Source organism: Catenovulum maritimum (assembly GCF_001050375.1).
Lineage (GTDB): Bacteria > Pseudomonadota > Gammaproteobacteria > Enterobacterales > Alteromonadaceae > Catenovulum > Catenovulum maritimum.
Genome location: NZ_KQ130483.1, coordinates 316,951 through 337,899, shown reverse-complemented (window position 1 = coordinate 337,899; position 20,949 = coordinate 316,951). Strand labels below are relative to the sequence as shown.

Sequence of the window (20,949 nt, the reverse complement as noted above, 5' to 3'; positions counted from 1 at the left end):
TTTTTCAGACTATTTTTCAGAGTGCAAAATTGCGCGATTAAAGTGCTTTAATCGTCGATTTTTGTTCTTCTAATTTACTGATAGCAGTTTGCATTTCAGCTAATTTAGCTTTTTCTTTGTCAATGACGGCAGCAGGTGCTTTGCTGACAAAATTATCATTTTTCAGCTTGCCTTCAACACGAGCTAAGTCTTTAGCAATTTTTTCGATATTTTTGTCGATTCGAGCAAGCTCAGCTTCAACATCAATTAAACCCGCCATAGGAATTAAGATAGACATTTCACCGACTAATGCAGCAGATGAAACAGGCGCTTCGTCTCCTTCATTCAGCACTGTAATGCTTTCCAGTTTGGCTAAACCTTGCAAGAAACCTTGGTTTTCTGTTAATCGGCGCTTATCTTCTGCGCTTGCATTTTTAATGAATGTATTTAGTGGTTTGTTCGGAGATATATCCATTTCACCACGAATATTTCGTATACCTAAAATAAACTGTTTAACCCAATCTAAATCAGCCATTGCTGCTTCGTCTACTTTATTCGCATCAAAAGTAGGGAAGGCTTGGAGCATAATAGTATCTTGATTAACACCCGTTAATGGCGCCACGTTTTTCCAAATTGCATCTGTGATATAAGGAATAAGTGGGTGCATTAAACGTAATAGTTTCTCTAATACGGTAATAAGCGTATAGCGAGTTGCTCTTTGCTGTGCTTCAGTACCCGAATTCAACACAGGTTTAGTTAATTCTAAATACCAATCACAGAACTGGTTCCAAGTGAATTCGTAAGCTGTATTTGCCGCTAAATCGAATCTATAGTTGTCTAAATGATCGGTGAAGGTTTTTACAGTGTTTTCGAACTGGCCTAAGATCCATCTGTCCGCTAATGAGTATTCAAAATCTTGGTTGTCGCCATAGCCACAATCTTGATCTTGAGTGTTCATCAACACATAACGGCTTGCATTCCATAACTTATTACAGAAGTTACGGTAGCCTTCTAGCCGGTTCATATCCCAATTGATATCGCGTCCTGTTGAAGCCATCGCCGCTAATGTGAATCTAAGCGCATCAGTACCGTGTGCTTCAATCCCTGCTTCAAATGCTTTGCGAGTATTCTTTTCGATCTTTTTAGCTAGCTGAGGCTGCATCATGTTGCCACAGCGCTTTTCAACTAAAGATTCTAAATCTATACCATCTATCATATCGATAGGGTCGAGTACGTTACCTTTCGATTTTGACATCTTGTCACCGTTTTCATCACGGATCAGACCAGTCACATAAACGGTTTTAAATGGCACTTGCGCTTTACCATTTTCATCTTTATTAAAGTGCATCGTCATCATGATCATACGAGCAACCCAGAAGAAAATAATGTCAAAACCAGTGACTAATACATCGGTCGGGTGGAATGTTTTAAGATCGGGTGTCTGTTCTGGCCAACCTAGAGTTGAGAAAGTCCAAAGTGCAGATGAGAACCATGTATCTAAAACATCTTCATCTTGGGTTAATTTCACGTCATCGGCTAATTGGTTTTCGGCACGCACTTCAGCTTCATCTCGACCGACATACACTTGACCATTTTCGTCATACCAAGCTGGAATTCTGTGACCCCACCATAACTGACGAGAAATACACCAGTCTTGAACGTCATTCATCCAAGAGAAGTACATGTTTTCGTACTGTTTTGGTACAAACTGGATTTCACCATCTTTAACGGCTTGAACTGCAGGCTCAGCTAGAGGCGCTACTCTAACGTACCATTGGTCTGTTAGTAATGGCTCAATAACAACGCCACTTCTGTCACCATATGGAACAGTTAAACTGTGATCTTCAATCTCTTCGAGTAAACCCGCTTCTTCAAATTCAGCTATGATTGCTTTACGTGCAGCAAAACGGTCTAATCCATGTAGGCGCTCAGGAATTGGCGCGTCTAGTTCAATTGCTTTACCAGTAAAGTCGTAGCTTTCACCTTGGCTTAAAATTGCAGCATCTTTATCAAAGATGTTGATCATAGGAAGCTGATGGCGTTTACCGACTTCGTTATCGTTAAAGTCGTGTGCTGGAGTGATTTTTACACAACCTGTGCCTTTTTCCATATCAGCATGCTCGTCAGCGACGATGCTGATGCGGCGGTTAACTATAGGTAATATGATGTCTTTACCAATTAGATCTTGGTATCTTTCGTCTTCAGGGTTAACAGCCACACCCGTATCACCTAACATGGTTTCTGGGCGAGTCGTAGCAACAACTATGTAATCTTTGCCGTCTTGGGTTTTAACACCATCGGCGAGTGGATATCTTAGGTTCCACATTGAACCTTTTTTATCTTTGTTTTCAACTTCTAGGTCAGAAATTGCAGTATGAAGTTTTGGATCCCAGTTAACTAAGCGTTTACCACGATAGATTAAGTCTTCTTTATGTAAGCGAACAAAAACTTCTTTAACCGCTTCAGATAAACCTTCATCCATAGTAAAACGTTCACGATCCCAATCAACAGAAGCACCTAAGCGTCTTAATTGTTTCGTGATAGTGCCGCCAGATTCTTTTTTCCAATCCCAAATACGGTCGATGAAAGCATCGCGACCCAAATCATGACGTGTTTTGTCTTCTTCGGCAGCTAGTTTTCTTTCTACAACCATTTGGGTTGCAATACCAGCATGGTCAGTACCAACTTGCCAAAGCGTGTTGTTGCCTTGCATACGCTTGTAGCGAATTAAGGTATCCATAATGGTATCTTGGAACGCATGTCCCATGTGTAAGCTACCAGTTACGTTTGGTGGCGGTATCATAATTGAATATGAATCACCTTGACCTGATGGTTTAAAGTAACCTTTTTCTTCCCATGATTGATATAAGGCTTGCTCGATTGCGCTTGGATTAAACTTAGTTTCCATAAAACTCTGTACTCAAATTTTTTACTTAAAATTGGCGATTTCAGCTGGGCTTGTTTGAATCACATAGCCAGCTTGTCTAAATGCTTTGTATCTTTCTCTAGCAGCTTGTTTCTGTACTTCGTCAGCTGGCACAAAATCATAAATGTGCTGAAATTTTCTTCCGAATTGAGGCACTTGCTGGCTAAAGTTAATTAATATTGGATACCTATTGGTTGGCGCTTGGTCGCCAATTTCAACTGGCGAACCAAAACTAGGGCCTTCACCTTGCAGATTGTGTGCAACAAAATGCTCAGGTGAAAATTGCCAGAGGGTTTCATCTATCGCTTCGGCAGTTTTTTTATCTTTGGTATAGATAAAAACTTTTTGCTTATCGCGATAGAGATTAGCCGTTAATTCACAAGCAAATTGATGCAAATCAGCCTCTGACGTAGAGTCAACTTGAGGTGATTCAGGCATGATAAAAAAAGTAACTTGTGTCATGGTATTGGCCACTAATCTTGGCTTTTATTGTTCGCGCGATTAATTAAATATTGGGTTAATAAAGGGACAGGACGTCCTGTTGAACCTTTATTTTTACCACTCACCCATGCAGTACCGGCAATATCTAAATGTGCCCAATGATACTTTTTGGTAAAGCGAGATAAGAAGCAACCTGCTGTAATACTACCAGCTGGCTTACCACCTATATTGGCAATATCGGCAAATGGACTTTCAATTTGCTCTTGATACTCATCCCATAAAGGTAGGCGCCAAGCTTTATCGCCTGATTGCTCTGAAGCATTAATTAAATCATGCGACAACGGATTATGATTACCCATAACACCAGTTGCATGGTGACCCAAGGCGATAACACATGCACCGGTTAAGGTTGCAACATCAATTACTACGTCAGGGTTAAAGCGCTCTACATAAGTTAAGGCATCACATAATACTAAACGGCCTTCGGCATCTGTATTTAATACTTCAACGGTTAAACCTGACATTGTCGTAAGAATATCGCCCGGGCGATAAGCATTACCTGCAGGCATGTTTTCACAGCCGGCTAATATACCAATTACTTTGATTGGTAAATTTAATTCAGCAAGCGCATTCATTGTGCCTAGTACGCTGGCTGCACCACCCATGTCATATTTCATTTCATCCATGCCAGGACCTGGTTTTAATGAAATACCACCTGTATCAAAAGTAAGGCCTTTACCAACTAAAACGATAGGTGCAGCGTCTTCAGGTGCATTTTCACCTGTGTAGCTAATCACTGACATAACAGATTCATTTTCTGAACCTCGACCAACTGCTAAATAAGAACCCATACCCAATTCAGCCATTTCAGCTTCTTTAACTAAGTGAGTGGTGACAGTTGAATATCTATTTGCCAAATCAAGTGCTTGTTCGCCTAAATATTCAGGGTTACAAATGTTAGGTGGCATATTAGCAACGTCACGACAAACTTTTTGTCCTGCGGTGATAGCTAGCCCATGCTCGATTGCTTTTTCGCCAGACACTAACTCGCGACGAGTTGGCACATTAAATACAATTTTGCGCAGCGGTCTACGAGCTTCTTCTTTTTTACTTTTCAGCTGGTTGAAGGTATATAAGCAATCTTGAGCTGCTTCAACTGCTAATCTTACTTTCCAGTAATTGTCTCGACCTTTAACATGTAATTCAGACAGGAAACAAACTGTTTCCATTGAACCTGTTTCGTTCAGCGTATTAATTGTTTTTGCAATAATTTGTTTATATTGGCGCTCATCTAGTTCACGTTCTTTACCACAACCTACGAGTAAAATACGTTCACTTAATACGTTAGGTACATGGTGTAAAAGCAGCATTTGACCGGCTTTACCTTCGATATCGCCACGTCTTAATAGGTTACTAATGTAGCCATCACTAATTTTATCTAATTGCTCAGCAACAGGTGTTAACCGACGCGGTTCAAACACGCCAACTACAATACAAGCACTGCGCTGTTTTTCAGGACTACCACTTTTGACGCTAAATTCCATATTGACCTCTAAATACGATGGATCGAGATTAATCTTATTTGTTTTTTAATTAATTTTTTGATTATTATCCCAATCAAATTGGACGAATGAGAATAATCAGTAAATAATAGTCAAAAATTCGGTTAGACTATTTAATTATTTTTGATTCTAACTCAAATTTTGCCATATTGGACTGCAATAAATAGATTTTTATTATAAAAATAACCAGTTTACTTAAATTTATTCGTGATTGCATCAAAATACAAATTTTACGGACATTCTCTTGATTATTTTTCGTTATATTTTTGCAGAAACATTTAAAGCCCAATTAGCGGTTTTTACTGTTTTACTGACAATTTTTACTTCGCAAACTTTAATGCGTGTTTTAGATGATGCATTGGAAGGAAAAGTACCCACAGAACTCGTATTTGGCATGCTTATGCTTAATATTCCGCCATTATCAGGATTGATTTTACCTCTAAGCCTCTTTATTGGTATTTTTCTAGCGCATGGGCAAATGTACGCTGATAGTGAAATGACAGTCGTTAAGGCTTGTGGTGTCAGCGAATGGTATGTTACTCGTGTCACTTTAGTGCTCGCGTTATTAATTGCATTATTAACCGCGTTTCATACTTTGTGGTGGACACCATCGTCATATGAACAAAGAGAAATTTTAAGGCAAGAAATTAAAGCCGATGCTGGGTTGGCAACTCTAATGCCGGGGCAATTTCAATATTCTAGTAATCAAAAATCCGTCATTTTTGTTCATAGTTCAGATAAAGATACGCAAGAGTTAGAGAAAATCTTTGTTGCTCAGGTTCAAAATAGAGAACAAATCGGCAATCGTTTTAATTTAGTCTATGCGGAAAAAGGCTATGTCGAGCAGGTTTCAACAGGCGCAGAAATGCTTAGACTAACAGATGGTCATGCTTATCAGGGGAGTATAGGTATGCTGGATTATAAACTTTCTGACTTCCAGCGTTATAGCATGATCATCAAAGAGCAAACGATTGAAGAACTAAGACTTAAAATAATGGCGATACCTACTTTAGAGCTATTATCTCGGGATGATAGCGCAGCACAAGCTGAATTACAGTGGCGTATATCCTTACCGCTTGCTGTCATTATTGTCGCTTTAATTGCTGTGCCTTTAGCTAGGGTAAAACCAAGGCAAGGTAAATACGCCAAATTAGTACCAGCATTTGCAATTTACCTAGTTTATTTTTTATTACTGATGGCAGGACGCTCGGCACTAGAAGATGGCAAAATACCGATGAAATTAGGACTTTGGTGGATACATGCGGGCGCTTTGGTTTACGGTATCTATTTATTTACCATGGAAAGAACATTAGGTAGACAGCTCCTCAGTATATTCACAAGGAGCAAAGCATAATGTTTAAGTTAGTTGATTTGTATATAGGTAAAGCCATAGCCGCTTCTACTTTTTTCTCTGTACTTATGTTAACTGCACTAAGTGGATTGATTCGATTTGTAGAGCAGCTTAGGTATATTGGACGTGGGACCTATACTATGTCTGATGCCTCTATGTTTGTTTTATATTCTATGCCTCGCGACTTAGAAGTTTTTTTTCCAATGGCTGCTTTGCTAGGCGGGTTAATTGGATTAGGGGCCTTAGCTTCGAATAGTGAGTTGATCGTACTCCAAGCTGCAGGTATGTCACGTCTTAAGATTATCAAGTCTGTAATGAAAACGACGACTGTATTAGTCGTTATTGTTTTGATTATTGGTGAGTATTTTGCTCCAAAGTTAGAACAACTGGGTGATGAACTCAGAAATGGCGCAATTTATGGCAGTCAACAAGAGACTTCAGCTAAACAGATATGGTTAAAAGATATTGGTAAATTTGTTCATGTAGGTGACGCTAAACACCCAGAAAAATTGTCTGATGTGACTATATATGACTTCGATAAATCTCTGAATCTAACCAAAGTCGTCAGTGCTCAATCTGCTGAGTTTCAACAATCGGATTGGTTACTCAAGAATGTAGAAGAAACTTTAATCAGCCCAGATAAGATTGAAAAAATCACCTTTAATGAACAAGTTTGGCAGACTAAATTAACCCCAGATAAATTGACTATAGTTGCAGCGACACCGGAAGCTTTATCTATTACCGAGTTGTCTGATTATTTAGATTACCTCAAAACCAATGAGCAAGAGTCAGGGCGCTACCAACTCGCTTTTTGGCGTAAAATTTTACAGCCGATAACCGTTGCGGTAATGATGTTAATGGCATTATCTTTTATTTTTGGTCCATTACGCAGTACCTCTATGGGCACACGTATTTTAATGGGTGTGATGACTGGTTTTGGTTTCTTTATTTCGAACCGTATTTTTGGTCCTGTTGTCTTGGTATACGAGTTTCCTCCTGTGTTAGGTGCTTTACTGCCAAGCCTTTTATTTACATTGATTGCGATCAATATGATTAAGCGGCAAAGATAGAGTTTACCTAAGCCATTTCTCGATCATTTTTTCTAGCGCTTGCGGATCAATTGGTTTGCTTAAATAATCTGTCATACCTGCGTTTAGGCACTTTTGTTTGTCGCCGACCATAGCATTAGCTGTCATGGCGATAATTGGAATGTTTTTAAATTGCTCTCCAGCCGAACCTTTTCTGATATGTTGAGTTGCTTCATAGCCGTCCATTTCAGGCATCTGACAATCCATTAGAATTAGGTCATATTCTTGGCTTAATTCTGAGTCAGATAGGGCTTTAAGTGCTTCCACGCCATCGCCAGCTAAATCGCAATTTAATTGCATGTTTTCCAATAAATTGAGTGCTACAGTTTGATTAATAAAGTTGTCTTCTACCAGTAGTAATCTTTTGTTTTCTCGCCAGTTAACTTGATTATCTTGGGTCGCTTCGTCTGCTCTTTTTAATGATTTTAAGTAGTTATGTGTGACTAAAGGAGTTGCCTTTTCCAGTACTTTTCCACCGCTTAAAACCACAGCTAGCGAGTCTAATAAATCAGATGTTGTCGCAGGTTTGGTAAAATAAGCATTAAATCCTATTTCACCAAACAACTCAGGATCTCCTGGTCTATCCAACGAAGTCATCATAATTAATTTAATATGATCTAAGTTTTTATTTTGTCGAATGATTGTTCCTAATTCTGCGCCGTCCATTACTGGCATTTGCATGTCTAGCAGCGCAACTTCAAATTGTTCTGCATATTCAGTTTGGTCTAATAAGTTTAGGGCACTGTCAGCTGAACTCGCTTGGGTTACAATGGCTCCCCAGTTTTCAAGTTGGCCTTGTAATACTGCTAAATTTGTTTGGTTGTCATCGACAATCAGAATATGTTTTTGTTTGATATCAAACTTAGGTAACACATATTCTGATTGTTCACTAACCCCAAGTTTTAGGTGGAAAGTAAAGCAGGTACCTTGGCCTTTTTGACTCGTTACAGAAATATCCCCATTCATTAATAAACAAAGCTTTTTGACTATGGCTAAGCCTAAACCTGTGCCACCGTATTTACGTGTGGTAGAAGCATCTACTTGGGTAAATGAATCGAATAAGCTAGATGTTTTATCTGGGTTAATGCCTATACCTGTGTCTTGGATGGAGCAGTGAAAGCTTAATTCTGAATCATTGATAGCTTTGGTTGAAGCTCTAATCACGATTTCACCTTTTTCGGTAAATTTAAGTGCGTTACCGACAAGGTTGGTTAATATTTGCTTGAGTCTGCCCGGATCGCCTTTGACCATAGACTGCTCAATATGAGTTAAGTCTAGAATTAGCTCAAGCCCTTGTTCTTGCGCTTTGAAAGACATTAACTCTGAAAAATCGCCAATTTCACGCCTGAGATTAAAATCTAAATTCTCTAATTCGAGTTTACCTGCATCTACTTTAGAGAAATCTAAAATATCATTGATGATAGTCAGTAATGATTCGCCACTTGCTTTTGCTAGTTTGGCGTAATGTTTTTGTTTTTCATTTAAATTGTCGTGCAGTAGTAAACTGAGCATACCTAGAATACCATTCATAGGCGTGCGTATTTCATGACTCATAGTTGCCAAAAAGTCGCCTTTTGCTTGTGCCGCAATTTCAGCCTTGTCTTTGGCTAAGACGAGTTCTTCTTCGTGCTGTTTCCTAACTGTTAGCATATGATTAAAAGCATATGCTAATTTCCCAATTTCATTATTTTCTATGATTTCGACTTGTTGATTTGTTTCACCCGATGCGACGCGCATGCTCGCTTTTGCCAGTTTGGATAAAGGCTGGGTTATATTTTTTGCTCTGTATATGGCGACAATCACAACGAGTAAGCTAGTGATAAACAGTAATAAAATACCTAGATAGGCTAAGTTTTTTGCTGGTGCTAGGGCTATGTCTTCGTTTACTTCACTAATGAGCGCCCAATTTTGGTTGGCAATTTTGATTGGGTGTAAAGTGCCAATAACTGGGGTTGAATCGGGCCCTATATAAGTATTTGTCCTAATATTTTCATGATTCAAAATTTGATTTGATTGTAGTGCTGTTTGCCATTGTCTTATTGGAGGTGTGAGAACTTGAGAGCTTAAAACTTGATTCCAATTATTTGTATTTATCGGTGTGTAAAGCAGACCTTGCTCATTAATTAGATAGTAGTTAATTTGGTTATTGTTTTCTCTGTGATTAATCAATAGGTTAAAAATTCTGTCTAGTCGTAATTGGATCGCAAAAACACCTATGATTTCAGCATTATCGTTAATGATAGGTGCTGTGATGAAGCCGGCAAGTTCGCCATTAGAAGGCGCGTAGCGCTCAATGCCTGAAAATGCTGGTTTACCAGTTGTTAAACTATATCGATAGGCTTGACTTAAACCACTCGTTGCTAACTCAGGTGAAGACAATAAGCTTTGGCCTAAATCAGATTCTTTAACCACAGTAAAGAGTATATTGCCGTTATCATCGATTAAAAATAAATCGTAAACGTAATCATAGTTATAGTTATATTTGACTAAATCACTGCCAAGTTTATGAGTTAATTTGGTCCAAGAATAAGATTCGACAAAATCAGGCGGAGACGTATTCTCCTGTTCTAACATTTGTTTTAATTCAATTAAAAATCGAGTATTTGTCTCTGACTCTGCTTGAGCCTCTAAATCCATAAAACGATAATCAAACCAATTTTTAATAAATTGAATACTTAATCGGGACGTGTTTTCTAATTGGCTGGAAGCCGCTTTCACTAAATCCTGACTAGCGGATTGAAAATTTAGCCAAGACACTAGGATGAGTGGTGCAATAGATAAAATTAAAAACCATAAAATCAGGGTATGCTTGATTGATGTGTAGTTTTTGTCTTTCGCTTTGACTTTAGCGTTGACGTTGTCACTCATAGCGGGTCACCAAACTTAGCGTGACTAGAAAGGTTTAAATCTATGTTAAAACGCTCATCGGCAAACTTATCTATATCAATTTTCTGTTTTAAAATTCTGGCTTCAACAGCGATTTGCATGATTTGGTTTAAACCTGCTTTGTCAATATTTAATTGATTGTAATTAATTACTTTTAATTCAGGATCTAAACTCGCGATTATTGCTTTAGCTGTGTGTGACGGTATGTATTGATGAATGATATCGACTAGTTCGGCTAATGCTTGCTGGTTGCTTCTTGCTTGCTCAATATCTTGGCCTGCTTTATGAATGTAAAACATGACTTCTTTTATAGCTGCTTGCTTATTCTTAATCGCGGTATTATTCGCCAGTGCTATGCACTCTACATGGCCAACATTCGATTTTAAAACTTGTTTTGAATACCAAGCTACTTTGCCAAAACCTTCTGTTTCTACCACATCAGCCCAAGGTAGAGATTGTTCAAATGCAGCAGCTTTGCCTCTAATACTTTTGCGAAGGAGAAATAATGGAGCTTTCGGTGGCGCTATACTCACCCCAATAACATGGGTATCAGCATTAGGTAAAATACTCATACTCAGCCCATGATTTTTTAAGTATTGGTATAGCACGACTGCATGAGTGGACTGTAAATGAGGCAGGGCAATTTCGATTGGTCGATTGGTTTTGTGGTAAGTAGCAAGTATAGCTTTGGCTGTTTTTTCATCTGCGGCTCTATCTTTTCTACTTTTAGCAATGGGGATTAATTTTTCTAACTCCTCATTGATAGCCAAAGCATTGCCATCTCTATGCATAAGTCCAATCCACTTGAAATTAGGTTTTTTATGATACATGTGCATTGCCAATGGACTCATGACAAAAGCTATATCCGATTTCTCTTCTAAAAAGTAAGCTTGTAATAAGTCCCAATTCTTCATTTGCTTAAGTTCAAAGTTAGCGTATTGCATTTTATCTTTATACTTATGATGAGCAACTATGGCAGCGTAATGATCTGCTAGGGGAATATATACCGCAGAGATGTTTTGTTTTGCTTGTCCCCCAAAAGAGAGGAGTAAAGAAAGTATAATCAAAACCTGTGGTTTCAAAGCGACCTCAAATCAATGACTTTATTTAGTTTGTTTTGAATAGTTTAGCTTATGTTAAAAGAATTGCTGCGATTCGAAACGGAAATTTATATCTGAATTAACGCTTTTCTAAATCTTGATTTAAAATAGTAAAAGATAAATCACTTAAAGGAATTAAAATGCAATCTAAATTAGTGAATTTTAGTTTGATGTGTGCAGGTTGGTTAGCCATGGTTTTGGCTGTACTTGGGGTTATTTTACCTTTATTGCCGACCACACCTTTCGTTTTGTTAGCTGCGACGTGTTTTGCCAAGTCGTCACCTAAATTCCATGCTTGGTTATTAAATCAAAAATTCTTTGGTGAAATTATTCGTAACTACCAAACCTATGGTGGCATGACGTTAAAAAGTAAAAAACAAGCTATTTTACTGATATGGATAGGGATGAGTATCTCAATTATCTTAATGCAAAAACTCATGGTTGCTTTTATATTGATTGCAATTGGCCTATCAGTATCAACTTATTTATGGCGCTTACCTTGTGTTAAAAATTAGCTAATTGTGAACAACTGGCATTAAAATATCGCCAATTTGAATATTAGCTAAATATGATTGATCTTCAGTACTTGCCACAGCTGAATTTGCATAAGTTTGGGATACTACGACTTTATAAGGGCTAATAATAAAGTGTGGTCGGGTATGTCCAGCCTGATCAACAAAGTTTGCTTGATGCAGTACTTTAAACTTATCACCTATGTTGACACTGTTTTCGCTGCCTAAATTTAGTCTTAGCATAGTGCTATTAGCGTCAATCACATAAGCTTTTGAATTAACACATTGGGCTATGTTTTCTAGTTCATTGATAGCTTTATCTAATGTGTTATCTATCATTTGACCATATTGGGTTAACCAAAATTGGCGGCTATGGATATTTATCTTATCTTTTGGATCTAAATCCCAGACTGCATCTGATTGAAAGTTAAAGCTTTGCAGTAATTCACCTGAATAACCATCGTGTAAGCTAAGTTGCATTTCAAAAAACCTTATGCCGTAGGCGCCAGTTAACCATTGTGATATTTGATTATTGGCTTTGCCTAAGGATAAATCCGTCAAACTACCAGATAGCACTAGTTGGCTGTCACTTTGCCTAGATATTTCTTTTATTTCGTTAAATTTTAATTGCTGGCTTTGTGGCTGCTCAACTGCGGGCAGAATTAAATTTGGGGTATAAGATCGGACATTTAGGTTAGTAGATTGAGAGTGTAATTTATTGAAAATTGTTTTACTAACTACTTGTCCTAGCTGATATAACTGACCAACTTGGGCTTGTTCTTGATGCTGTATATTGAAATTAACGACAGAGATAGATTTTTGGTAACCTGTGGTAAAGCATTGCCTATCTTCGGCAAAAATATCTGCTCTGAGCGTAATGGATAGCTCACCATTTAGAATACTTTCGTTAACGGTTTCGATTTCATTCACTACGCCAGAACTTCTCACCATGAACATATCTTGAGTCAATAATCCATTTGTGACCTGTTGGGTACTGGTAACAGAGGCGCCAGAAAACAATAAAGCTTCTTTTACTGCCTCTTCAACCGCTTTTTTTCTGGCTTTATCTATTTGGCCATTAATGACTTTGGCACTACCAGTCGATTGATACCAAGCCGCATGTAAACTAGCGACTGGCGAGCTCAACAGTAAAACAGATAAGGCTGCAATTAATTTTGATCTAGTTTGTTTTCTGTGTGCTTTCATACTTGGCTCTATACTAAGTTCTGTTTTCGACGGTTTTCTGACGTTTTGTTCCATATTAATGAGTAAAGCGAAATTTGTGCCAGTAAATTATAATTTCTAGGGTTAATTGAATTGCCGTGTAAAACTGGAATAAAAATTGCCTTGTTAACTTCAGTTGCTTTATTTAAGCGGTAAAAGGTCAAATTTATGACAACACGAATGCGAATATTTTGCTTAGTACTCCTAACTCAGTTTATGACTGCTTGTGCTTACAAAACGTCTCATAGCTATTTAGTACCAGAAGCACCAAAAAATTCGGATAAACATTATTATCAACCACAAGTTAGTGCTTTATCAATCAAAGCATACAGCTTTATGCTGGCGGACGAATTACTACTTAATGTTGATTTAGACGAAATTGCAGGTCGTTCAGTCGCGGTAACTCGATTTGTTGAACAAGATAGCCGGCAAGATATGAATTATTCGGGTAAGCCCCTGAAACATTTAGGTGGACAATTAGAAGAAAGCTTTGTTTATGAACTCAATAAGCGAGGCTATAAAGTGATTGATTTTAAATTAGCGCAAAATATTAAGGTGACGAATCAAGGTGATTTAATTTGGAGTAGAAACGTCGACGAATTGAATCCAGTCATCGAAGCGACTTATGTTGTTGCTGGTACATTAACGCCACATCAAAATGGCGCGGTAGTTAATTTACGTATGGTTAATATGAGAAATCAAAAAGTGATGGCCACGGCTATGGGGTTTGTTCCTAGTAATTTATTTTGGGCTGATGAAGAAGTGATGAGTCGAGATGGCATCTTAATTCATAAAGGCGAAAGACCAAGAGTTTATGGAGCAAAACAATGAAGCCTTTTTTAATCGTATGTTTTAGCTTACTTACATTAGCTGGATGTCAGTTAACAACACCGACTGTCACTATTGATAAAAATTACCAGTGGTTGTACCAGCTGCCAGAAGAAGATTATGTGGTCACTGCTACAGGTTATGCCCCCATATCGAGTCAGTTAGGCAATGACAAAACCACGAAAATGGTCAAAGCGATAAAAGCCTCTAAATTAGATGCGTATCGAGATTTATCAGAAAAAGTTCACGGTTTTAAATTATCTGCCGATGTTAGATTAAAAGATCTTGTTTTAGGCGACGAAAAAATGAAAGCCTCGGTTCAAGGTGTGATTAAAGGTGCAAGACTGGTTAAATCTTATCATCTAGATGGGGTTTATATTACCGAGTTAGAGCTTAATTTAAGAGATATGTACCGAGTCAGAGCCTTTACAAATGGCCAAACTAAAATTATTAACTCAAGGTATTACTAGTACCGGAGGCTATATGAAAAAATTACTAATATTACCTGCGATTATGTCTTTATCTGCTTGTCAGTCTTTAAACGATTGGTATCAAGATCAAGTTTTGGTTGAAAATGAAATGCCTAAAGAGGCAGTAGCGCCAACAGAGCAAGAAAATCGACTTACGCTTGAAGCATTTAATGGTCATCAAGATCCGGCTTTACTAAATCATTGGGCGCGTGATCCGCACAAATATTTGAATAATTATAATCAACACATCAGATCGGATACTCGTTTAAGTGTTAGTGATTATGTTGAAGCTATGTCAATTAAACTAGTAAAAAGCATGCGTTATGTGACAGATAAAACGCCAATTGCAGTTGCGAGTTTTGTACCTGTGGATTCTAATTTAGAGCAAACGAATTTATTGGGTATTCATTTAGCAGAGAGTTTTCAGCATCAAGCGCAAGTTTTAGGCTTGTCTGTGATTGATTATAAATCGACTGGTACTATAAGAGTCACAGAAACTGGAGATTTTGCTTTAAGCCGTGATATTGACGAATTAAGGCAGTGGCACCCAATTGAGTATATTTTAACCGGTACTTTTAGTTATAAAGATACAGGCGTAGAAGTGCATGCACGTGTGGTCGGTATCGAATCAAGAAGCATAGTTGCTTCGGCTCAGGGTTTTATACCTAATTCTGTTGCCCAAGAACTCATGCCGAGTATGGTTAAAGATGGCATAAAATTGGTTAAAAACTAAGTTTAGCCAATATTAAATCCGGTATAAAAAAACGAGCAAAAGCTCGTTTTTTATATGGTTCGAAGACTTAAACTAAATTAACCTCAACTCGATAACAACTTGCTTTCTTGAGGGCCTTTTTCCTGATAACTGCGTTGAATTCGCTTTGTTCTAAGAAAAATACCGCTCCGAAATAAAAATTTAATAATATCAATAGCTTCATGGGTTTAGCTAATTTCTTATCCCGAGCTAAGGTTAAATTAAGCTTTTTCTGACAATTGCTTTATCATCTGTTTTAGTTCGTTAATTTCTTGCTTAAGCTCTGTCATGCTTGGCTCGACACCATGCTTTTCCTGTTTCGCTTTTAAATGCTCTTCTTCCATTACATTCATGACGATACCTATCACCATATTTAAAAATGCAAAAGCCGTGAAGAAGATAAAAGTCATGTAGAAGATCCAACTGAAAGGATAAACCTCCATAGTTTCGTACTGGATATCAGTCCAATCTTCAAATGTCATTATTCTAAACAGGGTTAGCATAGAAATTGCGATATTACCCCAAAGCACATCATTGATATCTTTAAACATAAAGCTGCCGACTGCGGCGTATATGTAAAAGATGATAAACAATAACAAAACGACATAGCCTAGTTGAGGTAATGCTTTGATTAATGAGTTAATCAGCACTCTGAGTTCAGGAATAATGGACACCATGCGCAATACTCTGAATACTCTAACTAAGCGGGCGAGTAGTGCCATTTCTGAGTCATTAATTGGAATTAAGCTAATCACCACAACGAGCGTGTCAAAAACATTCCATCCGGATTTGAAGAAGTGCTTTTTGTTTGGCTCGGTGATAAATCGTATTGCGAGTTCGAAAACAAAAAATAGCGTGATAAAAGCATCTAGGATCTGAGTTGCTGATAAAGCTAAATCAGGCAAGTCATAGGTTTTGGCACCTATCTCTAATGCAGAAATGATAATGACAAAAATAACAAAAAACTCAAATGCCTTGTGACTGCGCAAGGCTTCTAATTTTTGATGGATAGCTCGGTACATAATGCTCAATATTTGGTTAAAAAGGAACGCAGGGAATCATAAATTTAGTCGTGAAAAGGTCAAGCTTTAGTTTACAAATATTGCAAGCTTATGCTGTATTAATCAGATTCAGGCTAATGATTAGCGATTAACAAGCTTGGGCTTCAAACCAGCTCATTAAAATAATTTCAGCGGATTTCGAGTCAATTTTATCTTTTTGTAAATTGCGATAACCACCAACTTCGAACAAGTAAGATTTAGCATCGACAGTTGTTAATCTTTCATCATAAGTTTCAACTGGATAACCAAAGCGACCGTGTAAACGATTGGCGAATTTTTTTGCTCTTTGGGTGATTTCTTGCTCGGTGCCATCCATATTAAGTGGCAGGCCGACAAGTAGTAGATCGGGTTTCCAATTGTTCAGTTCTTTTTCAATTAAGTCCCAGTTTGGAATGCCATCTTTAGCTTTTAATGCTGCTAGAGATTTAGTGGAGTATGAGAGCTCTTGACCAATCGCAACGCCGATACTTTTAGTACCATAATCAAAAGCCATAACGGTTCTTTGGCCAAATTTTTCATCTAATTTCATATGTAGGAATTCTAGTTTAAGCTGAACTCGTTATTGTACCTATGCGGCACCTAAAGTGGAAATAATATCAAAATTTATGCATGGCCAGCGCTGTCGCTGATTTGCCAAGTCGCGAAGCCAAGTGTTTCTGTTGCTCTTTGCCACCTTTGATGGATAGGTGTGTTAAAGAGTATTTCAGCTGTGGCTGGAATCGTTATCCAAGTATTTTCGAGTAATTCCTCCTCTAGCTGATCTTTATCCCAACCAGCATAACCTAAACAAATGAGTACATTTTCAGGTTCTTCACTTGTGCCTATTGATTCTAAAATATCTCTAGAAGTCGTGACCATGATGTCATCCGATAACTTTAATGAGCTTTTTAACCCTTTTTTAGGTGAATGAATGACGAAGCCGCGTTCAACATTAACTGGGCCTCCAGCATAGACAGGTATTTTGTCATTTATTGATTTGCCAGTGGTTTCAATTTCAATTTGTTCAAGCAGCTCAGTTAATATGATATCTGTAGGGTGATTAATGACTATTCCCATTGCACCGTTTTCGTCATGTTCACAAATATAAGTAACAGTTCGCTCAAAATACTTGTCTTCGAGAGACGGCATTGCAATTAATAAATGATTTTTTAAACTTTGCATTGAATCCCTTAAATTTAGTTTTCATACATTCTAATTATGGTTAACTTTAATCGGTTTTACATTATTTAAATTATTTAAACTGACAGTTTTACTGATATTAAAGAATGATTGAAGATATGCACGATTTTTTTCACGATATTTTACCGCTGCATACAACTCACTTTGTAACCCTGTTTTTGATAGGGGAATTGATTTAACCAAGCCTTGCTCTTCATATTCTTTAATCGCCCAAGAAGGTAAAGCCGCTACACCTAAATCAGCTGTCACCATTTGCAGTATCATTAAAGTTTGATCAACTTTTTTAATCTTTTTAGGCTGGACATTGGCAGGCAAAAGTAAATATTTAAAAATGTCTAGTCTAGCTGGCTCGACAGGGTAAGTTATTAAGGTTTGCTGGGTTAAATCTTGTGCATTGATGTAGTTTTTATTTGCTAATTCATGATTCGGTGACGTGACTAATACCATGTCAAAGCTGAACAAGGGCTCAAAATGAAACTCATTGGTTTCGAAAACGTCAGAAGTGATAACCAAATCTAATTCGCCTTCAGCTAATCCAGGCATAGCATCAAACATATAATCGTTGTTGAAACTTAATTCAACCATAGGCCAAGTCTGGTGAAATTGACTAATAGCTGGCATTAGCCATTGAAAACAGCTGTGGCATTCTATAGCGAGTCTTAGTTTGCCTTTATTCTGATGCTTAATATCTTTGATTCTATTTTCGCTATCTTGTATTTCAGGTAATACCTTTTCTGCTAAATCTTTGAGAATTTGGCCTTCAGCAGTGAACTTAATCGGTGAGGTTTTTCTTAAATAAATTGGATTGCCAATTTTTATTTCTAACTCTTTTATTTGATGTGACAGTGCAGATGGCGTTGTGTGTAGCCACTCTGCAGATTTAGCTAAGCTTCCCGTATTAGCCAAAGCTCGAATGGTTTTGAGGTGTTTAATTTCTATCATGAAAATATATCAACTTTAAATTAAAATTGTTGAGTTTAATTCATTTTAATCTTTCAGTCATACTATGCAATCACTAATCGTAAATTAGCTCGAAATTTTGCTGTAGCAAATAGCAAAAAATTTAAGCTAGCTTTGATTTATTACTTCAGCGTAATAGATTGCTATCTAACCTTAACTCGGGATAAGAAATTAGCCAATCCCCTTAAACTATTGCTATTATTGATTTTTTATTTCTTGAAAGGTATTTTTTCTTAGAACAAGGCGAATTTGCGTACGTAATAGCTGGCTATTACTAGCGAATTCAACGCAGTTATCAGGAAAAAGGCCCTCAAGAAAGCAAGTTGTTATCCCGAATTGAGGTTATCTATCGCACTGATAAGGTGCGAATGGACTCTAATGATTCAGGGCCAGTCGAGTCAAAATACAGCTTTAAGTAATAAATCGCCTAACGATAGTAAAAACTATATTAAAAACAATGTCTTGATGTGTTGGCACTTTAATTGCTTTGCTTTTGTTGCAAACACTGAGAGGAAGTGAATGAATACTGTAATGGCGCAGCCCACATATTTATTGATAAAAAGCATTGGATTGGTAAAAACAGCTTGGTTAATTTGGTTGTTTATCTTAGCGGCTGTGACTGGAACGTTTTGGATGCCAGATATAGTCCTGTATATATTTATTTTCTTAGCGGTTTATTTATCCGCATCCATATTTTTTGCGCTCGTCGGCGAATTAGATACCTTAGAACAAAAACTCGGGATTACAAATACAGCAGAATTTGATTACAGAAAGCTAGAGTTACAGTCAATTGCACTAGGTAAGCCGATCTTACGTTTGATTGATACATTAAGAGAACTTAGTCGTAATCATTTAAATTTAGTTGAACGTATGTCTGAGGTGGAGCATTCTTCTGTTCAAGTTATTGAATCTGCAAATCAAGTTTCAGTCAATGTTAAAAAACAATCTGACTCAACCAATTCAACTGCAGCCGCTATCTTAGAAATTAGTCAATCTCTCGAAGATGTTGTAGATAAAATTAACAATGTTCATACTGCATCAACGCATGCGTTAGATGTCACCTCGCAAGGACGAACTAGCATTTCTCAACTTAAAATAGAAATTGAACAAGTAAAGTTTGAAGCTGAACAAACTCAATTGCAAATGTCATCGTTAGATGAACTATCCGCAACCGTTGCGAGTATGTCGCAATCAATTCAGGATATTTCGGCGCAGACAAACCTACTTGCGCTAAATGCTTCTATTGAAGCGGCTAGAGCAGGTGAATTTGGGCGAGGTTTTGCTGTGGTTGCTGAAGAGGTTAGAGCTTTAGCACAACGCAGTAATGAATCTGCAGACAATATTATAAAAAATGTGAGTTCGGTTCGGGATCAAAGTCATCAAGTAACTGAAAAAATGATGGATGTGGTGGAGCGAACTCGACGCTGTTTTGATACTGCACTTCAAGCAGATGAAGCCTTAAATGAAATTACCAAAGAGACACAAAACGTCCAAGATCAAATTAATATTATTTCGGCTAATACCGAGCAACAGAATATGGCAACTCGAGAAATATCCCAACATATAGAGTTAGTTGTCGAAGGTGCTCGAGATAACGCAGAGGTAGCCGATCAAGCGGCAAAAGTTGCTGAACATTTAAAAAATCTCACGTTAAAGTCGATATAAAGGAGTTGTAAATGAATATCACTTATCTTGTTTCCATTGTGCTAGGCGTGAGTTTAATCACTTTGTTAGTTTATTTTGTTATTAGACAAAAGAAGAAAATTAAACGGTTACAAAACGAGGGATTATCTCTTATCAACCGAGTGAAAAATTTAATTAGTAATATTCAAAAGCACAGAGGCTGGTCTTCTGCTTATGCTAGAGGTGACACTTCAGTATTAGCCAATATTCAAGCGCTTCAATTAGAAATTGAAACCATTACTAAGGGATTAGAATCCGAAAATAAAATTAAATCTTTTGACCGCTGGGCAGGGTATGTTGAGCACTGGGGTCGATTGTCTAAAAATGTTTTGTCTTTATCATCAGACAATAGCTTTAAGCAACACACCCAGTTGATCGGTAATATGTTGTATTTGTTGGAAGATGTTGCAGAAAAACATTTTTTAACTGTCGAAGCTTTACCTAATTTTCCTATGGTTAGTTTGTTGTGGCGTGAATTATTGCATGTATCTGAATGTGTCGGTCAGTCTAGAGCTTTGGGGACAGGCGTTGCGACAGTTAAAGTTTGTAATCGCGTGGAAAAAATAAGATTAGGTTTTTTAAGGCAAAAAATAACCGAAATGTCAGAGATAACCTATGCCCAGCTCAAAGAATATAATCGAGATCAGAGCTCGGCAGAATTAAATATATTGATAGAAAAATCGAGCAAGCAAACACGCTATTTGTGTTCTGTAATCGAGCATGAATTAGTAGATTGTGAGCAAATAAAACTGGACGCCAAAAATTATTTTGAACTCGCAACTCAAGCGATGAATGCACTGAATGAAATTTTTGAAATGGAACTGAAAAAAATAGAACAAAATTTTCAGTAGCTACATTCGTATTCAATAAAATTAACCCAGTTAGACTACATCAAACCAAACTAAATTTGCTATATTGATTCAAATTTCCAAGATAAATTAGAACTAA

At 37.4% G+C, this 20,949-nt stretch carries 18 protein-coding genes; 8 read left to right on the top strand and 10 right to left on the bottom strand.

Features of this window, described 5'->3' with window-relative positions:
- Positions 1 to 37: 37 nt before the first annotated feature.
- The 3 genes from XM47_RS04045 to pepA are packed head-to-tail and all read right to left on the bottom strand — an operon-like array spanning position 38 to position 4,890.
- Positions 38 to 2,887: a valine--tRNA ligase gene (locus XM47_RS04045; RefSeq protein WP_048689966.1), complete on the bottom strand. Its 2,850-nt coding sequence runs from the start codon at positions 2,885 to 2,887 to the stop codon at positions 38 to 40.
- A gap of 21 nt (positions 2,888 to 2,908) precedes the next feature.
- The gene (locus XM47_RS04040; protein WP_048690128.1) at positions 2,909 to 3,367 is read right to left on the bottom strand and encodes a DNA polymerase III subunit chi; all 459 of its coding nucleotides are present in this window, start codon (positions 3,365 to 3,367) and stop codon (positions 2,909 to 2,911) included.
- Between the two features lie 11 nt (positions 3,368 to 3,378).
- Positions 3,379 to 4,890 (bottom strand): leucyl aminopeptidase, encoded by a 1,512-nt coding sequence (pepA, locus tag XM47_RS04035; RefSeq protein WP_048689963.1) that lies wholly within the window; start codon positions 4,888 to 4,890, stop codon positions 3,379 to 3,381.
- Positions 4,891 to 5,152: 262 nt separating this feature from the next.
- On the opposite strand from pepA, the gene lptF reads away from it, so the two are divergent.
- Together lptF and lptG are read left to right on the top strand one after the other, a co-directional pair.
- A complete protein-coding gene (lptF, locus tag XM47_RS04030) occupies positions 5,153 to 6,262 on the top strand; it encodes an LPS export ABC transporter permease LptF (RefSeq protein WP_048689958.1) in 1,110 nt (369 codons plus the stop codon).
- A complete protein-coding gene (gene lptG, locus XM47_RS04025; protein WP_048689955.1) occupies positions 6,262 to 7,329 on the top strand; it encodes an LPS export ABC transporter permease LptG in 1,068 nt (355 codons plus the stop codon). The genes lptF and lptG overlap by 1 nt, the downstream gene beginning before the upstream one ends.
- Positions 7,330 to 7,332: 3 nt before the next feature.
- Here the strand turns inward: lptG and XM47_RS18705 are convergent, their stop codons facing one another.
- Together XM47_RS18705 and XM47_RS04015 are read right to left on the bottom strand one after the other, a co-directional pair.
- Positions 7,333 to 10,215 carry a hybrid sensor histidine kinase/response regulator gene (locus tag XM47_RS18705; protein WP_053084507.1) on the bottom strand — a complete coding sequence of 961 codons (2,883 nt, stop codon included), beginning with the start codon at positions 10,213 to 10,215 and terminating at the stop codon, positions 7,333 to 7,335.
- A complete protein-coding gene (locus XM47_RS04015; RefSeq protein ID WP_048689952.1) occupies positions 10,212 to 11,315 on the bottom strand; it encodes an ABC transporter substrate-binding protein in 1,104 nt (367 codons plus the stop codon). Before XM47_RS04015 ends, XM47_RS18705 begins: the two co-directional genes overlap by 4 nt.
- A gap of 158 nt (positions 11,316 to 11,473) precedes the next feature.
- Here XM47_RS04015 and XM47_RS04010 point away from each other — a divergent pair, with 158 nt between their 5' ends.
- Complete coding sequence (locus XM47_RS04010; RefSeq protein ID WP_077066462.1) at positions 11,474 to 11,848, top strand: YbaN family protein; 375 nt, start codon at positions 11,474 to 11,476, stop codon at positions 11,846 to 11,848.
- On the opposite strand, the gene XM47_RS04005 is transcribed toward XM47_RS04010, so the two are convergent.
- Positions 11,849 to 13,051 (bottom strand): flagellar assembly protein T N-terminal domain-containing protein, encoded by a 1,203-nt coding sequence (locus XM47_RS04005; RefSeq protein ID WP_172656499.1) that lies wholly within the window; start codon positions 13,049 to 13,051, stop codon positions 11,849 to 11,851.
- 186 nt (positions 13,052 to 13,237) lie between these two features.
- On the opposite strand from XM47_RS04005, the gene XM47_RS04000 reads away from it, so the two are divergent.
- The 3 genes from XM47_RS04000 to XM47_RS18700 are packed head-to-tail and all read left to right on the top strand — an operon-like array spanning position 13,238 to position 15,100.
- Positions 13,238 to 13,900: a FlgO family outer membrane protein gene (locus tag XM47_RS04000; RefSeq protein ID WP_048689949.1), complete on the top strand. Its 663-nt coding sequence runs from the start codon at positions 13,238 to 13,240 to the stop codon at positions 13,898 to 13,900.
- Positions 13,897 to 14,367, top strand: a complete 471-nt coding sequence (locus tag XM47_RS03995; RefSeq protein WP_048689948.1) for an LPP20 family lipoprotein — start codon at positions 13,897 to 13,899, stop codon at positions 14,365 to 14,367. The genes XM47_RS04000 and XM47_RS03995 overlap by 4 nt, the downstream gene beginning before the upstream one ends.
- Positions 14,368 to 14,380: 13 nt before the next feature.
- On the top strand, positions 14,381 to 15,100 hold the full coding sequence (locus tag XM47_RS18700) for a FlgO family outer membrane protein (protein WP_149865446.1): 720 nt from the start codon (positions 14,381 to 14,383) through the stop codon (positions 15,098 to 15,100).
- A 239-nt stretch (positions 15,101 to 15,339) separates the two neighbouring features.
- On the opposite strand, the gene XM47_RS03985 is transcribed toward XM47_RS18700, so the two are convergent.
- The 4 genes from XM47_RS03985 to XM47_RS03970 all read right to left on the bottom strand — a co-directional run bounded on the left by XM47_RS03985 (position 15,340) and on the right by XM47_RS03970 (position 18,300).
- Entirely contained in the window at positions 15,340 to 16,140 is an 801-nt protein-coding gene (locus XM47_RS03985) for an ion transporter (protein WP_048689946.1), read from the bottom strand.
- Positions 16,141 to 16,267: 127 nt separating this feature from the next.
- On the bottom strand, positions 16,268 to 16,708 hold the full coding sequence (gene ruvX / locus XM47_RS03980) for a Holliday junction resolvase RuvX (RefSeq protein WP_048689945.1): 441 nt from the start codon (positions 16,706 to 16,708) through the stop codon (positions 16,268 to 16,270).
- Positions 16,709 to 16,782: 74 nt separating this feature from the next.
- On the bottom strand, positions 16,783 to 17,340 hold the full coding sequence (locus XM47_RS03975) for a YqgE/AlgH family protein (RefSeq protein ID WP_048689942.1): 558 nt from the start codon (positions 17,338 to 17,340) through the stop codon (positions 16,783 to 16,785).
- Positions 17,341 to 17,370: 30 nt separating this feature from the next.
- On the bottom strand, positions 17,371 to 18,300 hold the full coding sequence (locus tag XM47_RS03970) for a LysR substrate-binding domain-containing protein (RefSeq protein WP_048689940.1): 930 nt from the start codon (positions 18,298 to 18,300) through the stop codon (positions 17,371 to 17,373).
- A 537-nt stretch (positions 18,301 to 18,837) separates the two neighbouring features.
- Between XM47_RS03970 and XM47_RS03965 the strand changes: the two genes are divergently transcribed.
- Together XM47_RS03965 and XM47_RS03960 are read left to right on the top strand one after the other, a co-directional pair.
- A complete protein-coding gene (locus tag XM47_RS03965) occupies positions 18,838 to 19,983 on the top strand; it encodes a methyl-accepting chemotaxis protein (RefSeq protein ID WP_048689937.1) in 1,146 nt (381 codons plus the stop codon).
- 11 nt (positions 19,984 to 19,994) lie between these two features.
- Complete coding sequence (locus XM47_RS03960) at positions 19,995 to 20,852, top strand: hypothetical protein (RefSeq protein ID WP_048689935.1); 858 nt, start codon at positions 19,995 to 19,997, stop codon at positions 20,850 to 20,852.
- The last annotated feature ends 97 nt before the right edge of the window (positions 20,853 to 20,949 follow it).

Bases quoted from the DNA above. Each gene is read 5' to 3' on its own strand.
- XM47_RS04045 (WP_048689966.1), bottom strand. From the start codon at position 2,887: ATGGAAACTAAGTTTAATCCAAGCGCAATCGAGCAAGCCTTATATCAA.
- XM47_RS04040 (WP_048690128.1), bottom strand. From the start codon at position 3,367: ATGACACAAGTTACTTTTTTTATCATGCCTGAATCACCTCAAGTTGAC.
- pepA (WP_048689963.1), bottom strand. From the start codon at position 4,890: ATGGAATTTAGCGTCAAAAGTGGTAGTCCTGAAAAACAGCGCAGTGCT.
- lptG (WP_048689955.1), top strand. From the start codon at position 6,262: ATGTTTAAGTTAGTTGATTTGTATATAGGTAAAGCCATAGCCGCTTCT.
- XM47_RS18705 (WP_053084507.1), bottom strand. From the start codon at position 10,215: ATGAGTGACAACGTCAACGCTAAAGTCAAAGCGAAAGACAAAAACTAC.
- XM47_RS04010 (WP_077066462.1), top strand. From the start codon at position 11,474: ATGCAATCTAAATTAGTGAATTTTAGTTTGATGTGTGCAGGTTGGTTA.
- XM47_RS04005 (WP_172656499.1), bottom strand. From the start codon at position 13,051: ATGAAAGCACACAGAAAACAAACTAGATCAAAATTAATTGCAGCCTTA.
- XM47_RS04000 (WP_048689949.1), top strand. From the start codon at position 13,238: ATGACAACACGAATGCGAATATTTTGCTTAGTACTCCTAACTCAGTTT.
- XM47_RS03995 (WP_048689948.1), top strand. From the start codon at position 13,897: ATGAAGCCTTTTTTAATCGTATGTTTTAGCTTACTTACATTAGCTGGA.
- XM47_RS18700 (WP_149865446.1), top strand. From the start codon at position 14,381: ATGAAAAAATTACTAATATTACCTGCGATTATGTCTTTATCTGCTTGT.
- XM47_RS03985 (WP_048689946.1), bottom strand. From the start codon at position 16,140: ATGTACCGAGCTATCCATCAAAAATTAGAAGCCTTGCGCAGTCACAAG.
- ruvX (WP_048689945.1), bottom strand. From the start codon at position 16,708: ATGAAATTAGATGAAAAATTTGGCCAAAGAACCGTTATGGCTTTTGAT.
- XM47_RS03975 (WP_048689942.1), bottom strand. From the start codon at position 17,340: ATGCAAAGTTTAAAAAATCATTTATTAATTGCAATGCCGTCTCTCGAA.
- XM47_RS03970 (WP_048689940.1), bottom strand. From the start codon at position 18,300: ATGATAGAAATTAAACACCTCAAAACCATTCGAGCTTTGGCTAATACG.
- XM47_RS03965 (WP_048689937.1), top strand. From the start codon at position 18,838: ATGAATACTGTAATGGCGCAGCCCACATATTTATTGATAAAAAGCATT.
- XM47_RS03960 (WP_048689935.1), top strand. From the start codon at position 19,995: ATGAATATCACTTATCTTGTTTCCATTGTGCTAGGCGTGAGTTTAATC.